This window comes from Variovorax monticola, from assembly GCF_051216855.1.
GTDB lineage: Bacteria > Pseudomonadota > Gammaproteobacteria > Burkholderiales > Burkholderiaceae_C > Variovorax.
This window is the reverse complement of record NZ_JBPJZP010000005.1, coordinates 569082-581485: the sequence shown is the minus strand read 5'-3', so window position 1 is coordinate 581485 and position 12404 is coordinate 569082. Positions and strand designations below refer to the sequence as shown.

Genomic DNA, 12404 nt, shown 5'->3' with positions numbered 1-12404 from the left:
TCGTGTCGCTGCGCCTCCCCCCTCACCGGGGGCGACACCTGCGGCCCGGCGAAGCCGGTTCCGTGGTGTCTCGCGCAGTGCACCTCTTTCCCTCAACGATTCCGCCCTGAGAGAACCTCCAACGTGGATTTCGGAACCTTCCTTGTGCAGTGCCTGAACTCGGTTCAGTATGGCCTCCTGCTCTTCCTCGTGGCCTCGGGGCTGACGCTGATCTTCGGGATCATGGGCGTCATCAACCTCGCCCACGGCAGCTTCTACATGATCGGCGCGTACATGGCGTTCGCGCTCGCGCCGCTGTTCGGCGACCAGTTCCTGCTGATGCTGGTGGCCGGCGTGGTGCTCGCGGCCATCTTCGGCTACCTGCTCGAATGGGCTTTCTTCAGCTACCTCTACCAGCGCGACCACCTGCAGCAGGTGCTCATGACCTACGGGCTCATCCTGGTGTTCGAGGAGCTGCGCTCCATCCTGGTGGGCAACGACGTGCACGGCGTGAAGGTGCCCGCCTGGCTGGACGGCAGCTTCGCGCTGGGCAACGTCATGAGCTACCCGTGGTATCGGCTGTTCGCCTCGGCCGCCTGCATCGTGCTGGCCGTGGGCCTGTACTGGGTGGTGAACCGCACGCGGCTGGGCATGATGATCCGCGCCGGCGCGAGCAACCGCGACATGGTGCGCGGGCTGGGCATCGACGTGAAGCGGCTGTACCGCATCGTGTTCGCGGCCGGCGTGGCGCTGGCGGCGCTGGCCGGCATGATCGCCGCGCCCATGTCCTCGGTGTACCCGAACATGGGCGCGAGCGTGCTCATCATCTGCTTCGTGCTGGTGGTGATCGGCGGCATCGGCTCGATCACCGGGGCGCTGGTGGCCTCGCTGCTGGTGGGCTTCGTCGACACCTTCGGCAAGGTGTTCTTCGCGGACCTGAGCGGCATCGGCATCTACCTGCTGATGGCCATCGTGCTCATCTGGAAGCCCGAAGGGCTGATGGGGAAGCGGTCATGACGGTCATGAAAAAAAGCGCTTTCCTGGTGCCCGTGGCCTGCGCCGTCGCGCTTGGCGTGGCCGGCCCGCTGATGGGCAACTACATGTCCGACTTCGTCGTGAAGATCATGATCCTGTCGATCTTCGCGCTGAGCCTGGAACTGCTGGTCGGCATGACCGGCCTGGTGAGCCTGGGCCATGCGGCGTTCTACGGCATCGGCGCCTACGTCACCGTGCTGGCCTCGGGCAGCGAGGGCGGCAACTTCGCGCTGCTGCTGCCGCTGGCCATGGGTGCGGCGGCGCTCTATGCGCTGTTCGTGGGCGCGTTGAGCCTGCGCACGCGCGGCGTGTACTTCATCATGGTGACGCTGGCCTTCGCGCAGATGGCCTTCTTCGTGTTCCACGACACCAAGGTGGGCGGCGGCAGCGACGGCATCTACATGTACGTGCGCCCCGCCGTCGGCGCGCTCGACCTGGAGAACCGCACCGTGCTGTTCTATGTGGTGCTGGCGTCGCTGGTGTTCACCTACGGGCTGCTGGCGCTGGTGCGCCGCTCGCGCTTCGGCGCGGCGCTGGCGGGCATTCGCGTGAACGAGCAGCGCATGCGCGCGGCCGGCTTCGCGGTGTACGGCTACAAGCTCGCGGCCTTCGTGCTGGCGGGTGCGCTGGCCGGCCTCGCGGGCTTTCTGCTGGCCTCGCGCGACGGCGTGGTCAACCCGGAACTGATGGCGTGGCACAACTCGGGCGAGGTGCTGCTGATGGTGATCCTGGGCGGGCTCGGGCATTTGCGCGGCGCGGTGATCGGCGCCATCGCGTTCACGCTGCTGAAAGAGATCTTCTCGACGCATGCGGTGATGGGGCCGCTGGCGGACCACTGGCAGCTGACGCTGGGGCTGACGATCATCGTGTTCGTGGCGCTGCTGCCGAAGGGCCTGATCGGGCTGGTGAAGCGGCTGTCGCCGAAGGAGGCTGCATGACCCCGTTCCCGCATTGCTCCCTCCCCTCCCGGGGGAGGGCTGGAGTGGGGGCACGCGGCTTTCGCAAAAGCACGGCCTCCTCCAACGCCGCTTGCCCCCATCCCAGCCTTCCCCCAAAGGGGGAAGGAGCAAAGCCAATCACGACGCGCCCAGGCGTTCCGAGTTGCTCCCTCCCCTCCCGGGGGAGGGCTGGGGTGGGGGCACGCGGCCTTCGTCGAAGCACCGCCTCCACCAGCGCCGCTTGCCCCCATCCCAACCTTCCCCCGGAAGGGGAAGGAGCAAGACCATGAACGCACTGCTTTCCGTCGACAAGCTCACCCGCCGCTTCGGCGGCCTCACCGCCGTCAACGCCGTCACGCTCGACCTGCACATCGGCGAGGTCCACGCGGTGATCGGCACCAACGGTGCCGGCAAGTCCACGCTCATCAACATGCTCTCGGGCGAGATCGAGGCGTCCGAAGGCCGCATCGCGCTCGACGGGGTGGACATCACCGGCCGCGCGCAATCGCGCCGTGCACGCGACGGCGTGGGCCGCAGCTACCAGCGCACGACCATCTTCCCGGAGTTCACGGTGCACGAAAACTGCCGCCTTGCCGCGCAGGCCGCCACCGCCAAGCCCTGGGCGATCTGGCAGTCGTCGCAGCGCTGCGCCACCAGCAACGCATCGGCCGATGCCGCGCTCGAAGCGGCCGGCCTCGCGCACGAGGCGCGGCGCATCGCCGGCACCATGAGCCACGGCGCGCAGCGCCAGCTCGAGGTGGCGATGTGCCTGGCCACCAAGCCTCGCGTGCTGCTGCTCGACGAGCCGCTCGCCGGCATGGGCGCGGAAGAAACCGACCGCATGCTCACGCTGCTCGCGCGGCTCAAGGCCACGCACGCCATCCTGCTGGTGGAGCACGACATGGACGCGGTGTTCCGCATTGCCGACCGCATCACGGTGATGGTGAACGGCACCGTCATCGCCACCGGCGACCCGAAGTCGATCCGCGAGAACCCCGAGGTCCGCACCGCCTACCTGGGCGAGGAGAAGCATTGATGCCCCCACGCTCATCACTTCGTGTATTCGCTGCCCCCCGAGGGGGCGCAGGCCTCCCTAGGGGCGGCCCGTCGGGAGACCTGGGATGCTGATCGTTCGCGACCTCAACACCTATTACGGCAACAGCCACATCCTGCGCGGCGTGCACGCCGCCATTCCATCGGCCACCTCGGTCGGCCTGCTCGGGCGCAACGGCATGGGCAAGACCACGCTGATCCGCACGGTGATGGGCTACGTGCGCCCGGCCTCCGGCGAAGTGCAGGTCGACGGGCGCACCGTCACCGGCCTGCCGCCCGAGAAGATGGCGCGCCTGGGTATCGGCTACGTGCCCGAAGGCCGCGGCATCTTTCCCAACCTGTCGGTGCGCGAGAACCTCGTGATGAGCGAACGCGCCGGCATCGACGGCCGGCGCGCCTGGACCTTCGAGCGCGTGATGGCCACCTTTCCGCGTCTGTCGGAACGGCTGTCGCACGGCGGCCAGCAGCTGTCGGGCGGCGAGCAGCAGATGCTGTCGATCGGCCGCGCGCTCATGACCAACCCGCGCCTCTTGATCCTCGACGAAGCCACCGAAGGCCTGGCCCCGCTGATCGTGGCCGAGATCTGGCGCGTGATCGGCGAGATTCGCGCCACCGGCATCGCCACGCTGATCGTCGACCGCGACTACCGCAAGGTGCTGGCGCACACCGACCTGGCGGTGGTGATGGAGAAGGGGCAGATCGTTCGGCACGGGGCCTCGGCCGACTTGCTGGCGCAGCCGCAGGCGCTCGAAGAGCTGCTGGGCGTCTAGCGCCTGGCGCCAGGCCCGTTCGGTTGTGTGAGGGCGTAACACCTCGGTTGCACCGGGTTTCACCTCTCACCCGCGACCCTGCGGCGGCCGAATGATGTCCGGCTGCACGGCAGCCTTGGCTTCGCTTCGCGCGGTCGTGCGCCACCGCGAGGTTCCGCATGATCTCCCTGCAATCGCGTCACATCGACAACGTCTTCTCGATCGCCACGGGTACGGCGCTGGCCGATCCGGCAGGCAGCCTGGTCCACAGGTCGTGGGCGCGCTGCGTGCGCGAGCACGGGCTAGACCCGTCGAAGCCGAGCCCCGCGCGCATCCTGCCCGCGCAGGAGGTGCGCGCGCACCAGCAGCAGCTCGCGCACTTCCTTCGCGCGGCACGCGCGGGCATGGAAGACATCTACCGCCGCGTGGCCGACCTGGGCTACATGGTGCTGCTGACCGATGCCGAAGGCATCACGGTGGACTACATCGGCAACCCCGCATGGGACGACCAGCTGCGCAAGGCCGGCCTGTACCTGGGCGCCGACTGGAACGAAGCGCATGCCGGCACCTGCGGCGTGGGCACCTGCCTGGTCGAGCAGCAGGCCATGACCTGCCACCAGACCGAGCACTTCGACGCCACGCACATCGCGCTCAGCTGCACCACCGCGCCGCTGTTCGACCACAGCGGCAAGCTCACGGCCATCCTCGATGTGTCGGCGCTGCGCTCGCCCGAGGCCAGGGAGAGCCAGCACCTGGTGCGGCACCTGGTGGGCATGTATGCGCGGATGATCGAGGACGCCGATTTCCTGCGCAACTTTCGCGGCCACTGGATCCTGCGGCTGGGCAGCGCCTACGGGCTGGTCGACGTGGCGGGCGAGGTGATGCTGGCCTTCGACGAGGGCGGCACGCTGGCGGGCGCGAACGGCGGCGCGCGGCAGGCGTTGGCCGGGCGGGCGCTGAGCGGCGCGGTGTCGGAGCTGCTGCACATGCCGATGGACGCCGTCTGGCGCATCGGCAGCGGCGGCGCGTCGGCGATGCCCTTCGCGCACACGGTGCTGCTGCCCGGGGGCGGCGAGTACCACGCGTCGCTGCTGGCGCCGCGCGTGCGTCGCGCCCCGGCGCCTGCATCGTCGACTGGACCAGCGCCTGCAGTGGCACCGAACGCGCGGCCTTCCGACCGCCTGCCGCCGCTGGAGCGCATCGCCGGCGACGACCCCGCGATGCAGAAGCTGCTGGCCCAGGCGCGCCGCCTGGTCGACCGCGGCATCCACGTGCTGGTGGAAGGCGAAACCGGCAGCGGCAAGGAAGTGCTGGCGCGCGCACTGCACGGCGCGAGCCGCCGCGCGGCCCTGCCCTTCGTGGCGGTGAACTGCGCGGCCATTCCCGATTCGCTGATCGAGAGCGAGCTGTTCGGCTACACGCCCGGCAGCTTCACCGGCGGCCGCGCCAAGGGCATGAAGGGCCTGATCGCGCAGGCCGACCGCGGCACGCTGTTCCTCGACGAGATCGGCGACATGCCGATGGCGCTGCAGACGCGGCTGCTGCGCGTGCTGTCCGAGGGCGAGGTGCTGCCGCTGGGGGCGGAGTCGCCGCAGCGGGTGGACATCGCGGTGGTGGCGGCCACGCACCGGCACCTGCCGGCGCTGGTGGCCGCGGGACAGTTTCGCGAAGACCTGTACTACCGGCTGTGCGGCGCGGTGCTGAAGCTGCCGCCGCTGCGCGCGCGCAGCGACAGGCGCTACCTGATAGAGGGGATGTTCCACGAGGAAGCGGCGGCGATGGCGTCGTCGGCTCGGTTGTCCGAAGAAGCAATGGGGCCACTGCTGGCGCACGACTGGCCGGGCAACCTGCGGGAGTTGCGCAATGTGCTGCGGCTGGCGCTGGCGTTGTGCACCGGCGGATCGGTCGGCGTGGACGATCTTCAGTTGCCTGCCGGCGACGCCACGGGCTCCATGCCGCCCCCCCACAAGCCCATGGTCGAAGACGTCGCCAACGCGGCGCGCCTGCTCGAACTGTTGAAGCGCCACCGTTGGCATGTGTCGCGTGCAGCCGATGAGCTCGGCGTGTGCCGCGCCACGCTCTACCGGCACATGAAGCGCAACGGCATCGCGCCGCCGCAGCGCCTGTAGCAGATGCAACGCCTGTCGCGCAACGGCTGCGACAGATGCGACAAAACCACCGCCAAGCCCTTGATTCCCCGTCGCCCGCCGCGCGGCACGAAAGCTGCGCGATGAACACCGCGTGCGCCTCGCCGCGCCGCGCATTCATCAACGACGCTACGGAGACATGCAATGACAGACCCGACCACCGGCCCCGCGCGGGACGCCGCCCAATGGCTCGCCGACTTCGCCGCCGCGCTCGCGCGCAGCGACATCGACGCGGCCGTTTCGCTGTTCGAGCCCGACAGCTACTGGCGCGACCTTGTCGCCTTCACCTGGAACATCCGCACGCAGGAAGGGCCCGACGCCATCCGCGCGATGCTGGCGGCACGGCTGGCCGACACGCAGCCCACCGCCTTCGCGGTGGAGGGCGACGCGAGCGAGGCCGACGGCGTGGTCGATGCCTGGTTCACCTTCGAGACGCGCGTGGCACGCGGGCGCGGGCATCTGCGGCTGCGCAACAAGAAGGCCTGGACCCTGCTCACCACCATGACGGAGCTGAAAGGCTTCGAGGAAAAGACCGGCGACAACCGGGTCAAGGGCGCCGAACACGGCGTGCACAAGGGCCGCAAGAACTGGCTGGAGAAGCGCCGCGACGAAGAAGCCGCGCTCGGCTACACCGAGCAGCCCGAGGTGGTGGTCATCGGCGGCGGCCAGGGTGGCATTGCGCTGGGTGCGCGGCTGCGGCGGCTGGGCGTGCCGACGGTCATCGTGGAGCGCAACGCCAAGGCCGGCGACTCCTGGCGCAAGCGCTACAAGTCGCTGTGCCTGCACGACCCGGTCTGGTACGACCACCTGCCCTACATGCCCTTCCCCGACGACTGGCCGGTGTTCGCGCCCAAGGACAAGATCGGCGACTGGCTCGAGATGTACACCAAGGTCATGGAGCTCAACTACTGGAGTTCCACGAACGCGAAGAATGCGCGCTTCGACGAGGCCACGCAGCGCTGGGAGGTGACGGTGGAGCGCGAGGGCCAGACCGTGGTGCTGCGGCCCAGGCAGCTGGTGTTCGCGATGGGCGTGTCGGGCTACCCGAACGTGCCGAAGGTGGCCGGCGCCGACAACTTCAAGGGCGACCAGCACCACTCCAGCCGGCACCCCGGGCCCGAGGCCTACGCGGGCAAGAAGTGCGTGGTGCTGGGCTCGAACAACTCGGCGCACGACATCTGCGCGGCGCTGTGGGAGCACGGCGCGGACGTGACGATGGTGCAGCGCTCGTCCACGCACATCGCGCCCTCGCAGTCGCTGATGGAACTGGCGCTGGGCGGGCTCTACTCCGAGCAGGCGGTGAAGAACGGCATCGACCACCACAAGGGCGATCTGATCTTCGCGTCGGTGCCCTACAAGGTCATGCACACCTTCCACATCCCGGTGTACGACGAGATGAAGAAGCGCGACGCCGACCTGTATGCGCGGCTGGAGAAGGCGGGCTTCCTGCTCGACTTCGGCGTGGACGGCTCCGGGCTCTTCATGAAGTACCTGCGGCGCGGCTCGGGCTACTACATCGACGTGGGCGCCTCCGAACTGGTGGCCAACGGCAGCATCCACCTGAAGAGCGGCGTGAACATCGAGCGGGTGAACGAGCGCTCGGTGACGCTGACGGACGGCACCGAGCTGCCCGCCGACCTGCTGGTGTACGCCACCGGCTACGGCTCCATGAACGGCTGGCTCGCCGACCTGATCTCGCCCGAGATCGCCGACAAGGTCGGCAAGTGCTGGGGCCTGGGCTCGAACACACCGAAGGACCCGGGGCCGTGGGAAGGCGAGCTGCGCAACATGTGGAAGCCCACGCAGGTGGAGAACCTGTGGTTCCACGGCGGCAACCTGCACCAGTCGCGGCACTACTCGCAGTTTCTGGCGCTGCAGCTGAAGGCGCGCATGGAGGGGATCGATACGCCGGTGTACGAGCGGGCTGCGTCGCACCATACGCGCTGATGCGTGACGCGTGACGCAAGGGGCATCTGGTTTTGCCCCCTCTCCCGCTTGCGGGAGAGGGCTGGGGTGAGGGCAGGTGCGTTCGACCAAGCGCGGCGTTCAGTTGGAGGCCGCACCCTCACCCCAGCCCTCTCCCCGAGGGGAGAGGGAGCAACTCCCCGTCACTCGCTGATGAACCGACGCAGCCCTTCGAGATCGACCACGGTGATCCCACCGTACTCGATGCGCAGGAACCCCGCCTCCTTCAACCGGTTCAACGCCGCGTTGCACCTCTGCCGCGACACGCCCGACAGATTCGCGATCTCCTCCTGCGAAGTCTGCAGGTGGGGCTCGCTCCCCGGGTGCAGCCACGGGTGGAACAGCCCCGCCAGCGCGCGCGCCACCTGGCTGTCGGCGTCGAGCAGGCGGTGCGCCGCGTAGCTGCCCATGAACCAGTGCAGCCGCTCGTTGATCTGCTGCAGCAGAAAGTGATCGAAGCCGCGCTGCGTGCGGTGCAGCCACTCGAAGGTGTCCAGCGGCAGCTGCGCCACGCGGCTGGGGCGCAGCGCGATGATGTCGGCCGAGCGCGGCAGCGCGCGCAGCAGCGTGCCTTCGCCGAACCAGCTGCCCACCGACAGGCCGCCCAGCGTCACCGAGCGCCCGTCGCTGGAGGTGATCGACCACTTGAGCAGGCCTTCGAGCGTGCCGTACCAGTGCGCCGGCGTGTCGCCGCGCCGGCACAGCGCGGCACCGGCGGCCACATCGACCTCGCGCATCTCGTCGAGCACGCGCTCGCCCGCGCTCACGTCGAGCAGCGGAAACCACGCCGAGCCTTGCAGCAGCTGCGCAACCGTCAGCGATGCGGCCTGGATGAGCGGCTTGGCCGTGGGCATGTGGCGGCTTAGTGCGCGCCCTTGAGCGTTTGCAGCTGCGCCTGCGCCTCGCGCAGCTTGCCTTCGCGGTCCGCGATCTTGTCGGCGCGACCCTTGCGTTGTGCTTCGCGCAGGTCGCGCTCGCGTTCCGCGACCTTGCGCTCCTGGCTCTTGATGCGGCGCTGGTGCTCCGCCGCCAGCTTCGCGTCGCTGCACGTGCGGCGCACCTCGCCCAGTGCCGTTTCGAGCCCGCGCACGCGTTGCTTCTGGCCCTTGGCCTTGGCCTCATCGATGTCGCGGCCGATGGCTTCGCGCTTGGCTTCGCAGGTGGTGCCCGTGGCGCCGGCCGCGGACTGCGCGAGCGTCCAGGTGGAGGTCAAGGCGGCCGCGGTGGCCAGGAGGATGGGCAGCAGTTTCATGGGTTCTCCTTGAGGTGCGCAACGCGCGCAGGCGTGACTTTAGCGTGGGGCGCAGCGTAAACCCTGCCCCCAAATGTCGTCGCGATGACTGCGTGCGCAGGCGCCCCCAAAAATAATGGCGCGCCCCCATGAAAGACACCAGGAGTCCCCGAGCATGTCCAAGCGCAAAGTGATCGTGACCATCGCCCCCACCGGCGGCATGGCGCACAAGTCGCAGAACCCCCACCTGCCCACGCAGCCCGGCGAGATCGCCGCCGACGTGCTGCGCTGCTGGAACGCCGGTGCCAGCGTGGTGGCCATCCACGCACGCCGCCCCGACGACGGCGCCACCTGCAACGCCGACGTGTACCGCGACATCAACAGCCGCATCCGCGCGGGCGGCAGCGACATCGTGCTCAACAACTCCACCGGCGGCGGCGTGCACGGCGACATGGTCAAGCCGCTGGCTGGCGACCGCTGGGAAATCGCGTGGGAAGAGCGCATCAAGGGCATGGACGCCGGCGCCGAGATGTGCACGCTCGACGCGACCACGCTGAACCTGAGCTTCGAGGGCCGGCAGATCCTGATGGACACGCCCATCACCAAGGGCCGCGAGCTGGCCGCCGGCATGAAGGCGCGCGGCATCAAGCCCGAGTGGGAGGTGTTCAGCCCCACGCACATCCTGCAGGACACGACCACGCTGATCGAGGAAGGCCACGACGACGAGCCCTACTTCATCAACCTGGTGATGAACGTGCACCGCAACTTCCAGAACGCGATGCCGTACTCGCCGCGCAACCTGCAGATGATGGTCGACACCCTGCCCAAGGGCGCGATCTTCGGCGTGAGCGGCATCGGCATGTCGCAGCTCGAGGCCAACGTGGCGGCGCTGCTGCTGGGCGGCCATGCGCGCGTGGGGCTGGAAGACAACCTGTACTTCCGCCAGGGCGAGCTGGCCACCAACGTGCAGCTCACCGAGCGCATCGTGCGCGTGATCCGCGAGCTCGACATGGAGGTGGCCACGCCGGCCGAGGCGCGCCAGATCCTGGGGCTGCCGCGCGTGGGCGGTCCGCGGCCCGAGTTCGCGCTGGGCTGAAGCCCGACACCCACGACGGCAAGAACAACGAAACGAGACAAGACCCATGACCAATTCACGCACCGCGCTGGCCCGAGCACTCGCACTCGCACTCACCCTCGGCACCGCATTCGCATCGGGCGCATCGGCCCAGGTGTCCGACGACACCATCCGCATCGGCTTCATCAGCGACATGTCGGGCATCTACCGCGACTACGACGGCCCGGCCGGCGCCGAGGCCATTCGCATGGCCATCGCCGACATGGGCGGCGCCATCGGCGGCAAGAAGATCGAGCTGCTCACGGCCGACCACCAGAACAAGCCCGACATCGCCGCGGCCAAGGCGCGCGAGTGGTTCGACGTGCAGAAGGTCGACATGCTGATCGGCGGGGTGAACTCCGGCGCGGCCATCGCCATGGCGGGCGTGGCGGCCGACAAGAAGAAGCCGTACTTCGTGGTCGGCTCGGGCGCATCGAGCCTCACCAACGAGTACTGCTCGCCCTACACCGTGCACTACGCCTACGACACGGTGGCCATGGCGCGCGGCACCGCCAGCGCGGTGGTCAAGGCCGGCGGCAAGAGCTGGTACTTCGTGGCGGCCGACTACGCCTTCGGCGCGGCGCTGCAGGCGGATGCGGCCAGGATCGTCCAGGCCAACGGCGGCACGGTGGCCGGGTCGGTGAAGCACCCGTTGGGCGCGAGCGACTTCTCGTCGTTCATGCTGCAGGCGCAAAGCTCCAAGGCGCAGGTGCTGGCGCTGGCCAACGCGGGCGGCGACACGGTGAACGCCATCAAGTCGGCGGCGGAGTTCGGCCTCGGCAAGAACATGAAACTCGCGGGGATGATCATCACCATCAACGACGTGCATGCGCTGGGCCTGAAGGCTTCGCAGGGCATGTACCTCACCGACAGCTGGTACTGGAACCAGAGCCCCGAGTCGCGCGAGTGGGCGCGCCGCTTCTTCGACAAGCACAAGCGCATGCCCTCCTCGTTCCATGCCGGCGACTACTCGGCCGCGCTGCAGTACCTGCAGGCCGTGAAGGCCGCGGGCAGCGACGACGCCGACAAGGTGATGGCGCAGTTGCGCAAGACGAAGTTCAATGACATGTTCGTCAAGGGCGGCTGGCTGCGCGACGACGGGCTGATGGTGCACGACATGCACCTGATGCAGGTGAAGACCCCGGCCGAGTCGAAGGAGCCGTGGGACTACTACAAGGTGGTCGAGCCGATTCGCGGCGAGGCCGCATGGACGACGAAGGCGGAGAGCCGCTGCGCGCGGTGGAAATCATGAGCAACAACGCAGTGAAGCGCGTCGCGGTGGTCGGCACCGGCGTGATCGGTGCGAGCTGGGCGGCGTACTTCCTGGCGCACGGCCTGGACGTGAACGCGACCGACCCTTCGCCCGGTGCCGAAGAACGCTTGCGCGAAGCGGTGGCACAGCACTGGCCGACGCTGCAGCGCTTCGGCCTGGCCGAGGGTGCGTCGGTCGACCGCCTGCGCTTTCACGACAGCCTGGAAGACGCGGTGTCCGTGGCCGACTTCGTGCAGGAGAACGGCCCCGAGCGCATGGACTTCAAGATCGACCTGTTCCGCCGCATGGACGCGGCCGCACCGCCCGCCACCATCCTCGCGTCGAGTTCGTCGGGGCTGGCGATCAGCGGCGTGCAGTCGGGCTGCGCGCACCCGCAGCGCGTGGTGCTGGGGCACCCGTTCAACCCGCCGCACCTGATTCCGCTGGTCGAAGTGATCGGCGGCGAGCAGACCTCGGCCGAGGTCATCGAACGCACCATGGCTTTCTACGCGGCCATCGGCAAGCGGCCGATCCACGTGAAGCGCGAAGTCAAGGGCCACATCGCGAACCGGCTGCAGGCGGCGCTGTGGCGCGAGGCCTTCCACCTCGTGAACGAAGGCGTGGCGAGCGTGGCCGACATCGACACGGCCATTGCGCATGGCCCCGGCTTGCGCTGGGCGGTGATGGGGCCGTTCATGAACCTGCACCTGTCGGGCGGCGCGGGCGGCATCGCGCATGTGCTCGCGCACCTGGGCGGGCCCATCGAGGACTGGTGGAAGGACCTGGGCGCGCCGTCGATGACGGCCGAGCTCAAGCAGAAGGTGGCCGCAGGGGTCGCCGAAGAATTGGGCACCCGACGCACGAGCGATCTGGAAGCCGCGCGCGACACCCTGCTGCTGAACCTGATTCGCGCGAAGGCCGACACCGGCAAGCTGGATTGA

General features: G+C 68.9%; 11 protein-coding genes. 9 read left to right on the top strand and 2 right to left on the bottom strand.

Annotated elements, in window-relative coordinates:
- The first annotated feature begins 123 nt into the window (after positions 1 to 123).
- The 6 genes from ACSFA5_RS20555 to ACSFA5_RS20530 all read left to right on the top strand — a co-directional run bounded on the left by ACSFA5_RS20555 (position 124) and on the right by ACSFA5_RS20530 (position 7848).
- Positions 124 to 996 carry a branched-chain amino acid ABC transporter permease gene (locus tag ACSFA5_RS20555; RefSeq protein ID WP_435445879.1) on the top strand — a complete coding sequence of 291 codons (873 nt, stop codon included), beginning with the start codon at positions 124 to 126 and terminating at the stop codon, positions 994 to 996.
- A gap of 5 nt (positions 997 to 1001) precedes the next feature.
- Complete coding sequence (locus tag ACSFA5_RS20550; protein WP_435445878.1) at positions 1002 to 1952, top strand: branched-chain amino acid ABC transporter permease; 951 nt, start codon at positions 1002 to 1004, stop codon at positions 1950 to 1952.
- A 286-nt stretch (positions 1953 to 2238) separates the two neighbouring features.
- Positions 2239 to 2988 carry an ABC transporter ATP-binding protein gene (locus ACSFA5_RS20545; protein WP_435445877.1) on the top strand — a complete coding sequence of 250 codons (750 nt, stop codon included), beginning with the start codon at positions 2239 to 2241 and terminating at the stop codon, positions 2986 to 2988.
- Positions 2989 to 3073: 85 nt separating this feature from the next.
- Positions 3074 to 3775, top strand: coding sequence for an ABC transporter ATP-binding protein (locus ACSFA5_RS20540; protein ID WP_435445876.1), 702 nt, complete (start codon positions 3074 to 3076; stop codon positions 3773 to 3775).
- A gap of 158 nt (positions 3776 to 3933) precedes the next feature.
- Positions 3934 to 5883, top strand: coding sequence for a sigma-54-dependent Fis family transcriptional regulator (locus ACSFA5_RS20535; RefSeq protein ID WP_435445875.1), 1950 nt, complete (start codon positions 3934 to 3936; stop codon positions 5881 to 5883).
- 162 nt (positions 5884 to 6045) lie between these two features.
- Entirely contained in the window at positions 6046 to 7848 is a 1803-nt protein-coding gene (locus ACSFA5_RS20530; RefSeq protein WP_435445874.1) for an NAD(P)-binding domain-containing protein, read from the top strand.
- 161 nt (positions 7849 to 8009) lie between these two features.
- On the opposite strand, the gene ACSFA5_RS20525 is transcribed toward ACSFA5_RS20530, so the two are convergent.
- Together ACSFA5_RS20525 and ACSFA5_RS20520 are read right to left on the bottom strand one after the other, a co-directional pair.
- Positions 8010 to 8720, bottom strand: coding sequence for a Crp/Fnr family transcriptional regulator (locus ACSFA5_RS20525; protein WP_435445873.1), 711 nt, complete (start codon positions 8718 to 8720; stop codon positions 8010 to 8012).
- An 8-nt stretch (positions 8721 to 8728) separates the two neighbouring features.
- On the bottom strand, positions 8729 to 9118 hold the full coding sequence (locus ACSFA5_RS20520) for a DUF1090 domain-containing protein (protein WP_435445872.1): 390 nt from the start codon (positions 9116 to 9118) through the stop codon (positions 8729 to 8731).
- A gap of 154 nt (positions 9119 to 9272) precedes the next feature.
- Here ACSFA5_RS20520 and ACSFA5_RS20515 point away from each other — a divergent pair, with 154 nt between their 5' ends.
- Genes ACSFA5_RS20515 through ACSFA5_RS20505 form a run of 3 tightly spaced genes read left to right on the top strand, consistent with a single transcriptional unit; the run spans position 9273 to position 12404 of the window.
- Entirely contained in the window at positions 9273 to 10193 is a 921-nt protein-coding gene (locus ACSFA5_RS20515; protein ID WP_435445871.1) for a beta-keto acid cleavage family enzyme, read from the top strand.
- Positions 10194 to 10239: 46 nt separating this feature from the next.
- A complete protein-coding gene (locus tag ACSFA5_RS20510; RefSeq protein ID WP_435445870.1) occupies positions 10240 to 11463 on the top strand; it encodes an ABC transporter substrate-binding protein in 1224 nt (407 codons plus the stop codon).
- The gene (locus ACSFA5_RS20505) at positions 11418 to 12404 is read left to right on the top strand and encodes a 3-hydroxyacyl-CoA dehydrogenase NAD-binding domain-containing protein (RefSeq protein ID WP_435445869.1); all 987 of its coding nucleotides are present in this window, start codon (positions 11418 to 11420) and stop codon (positions 12402 to 12404) included. The genes ACSFA5_RS20510 and ACSFA5_RS20505 overlap by 46 nt, the downstream gene beginning before the upstream one ends.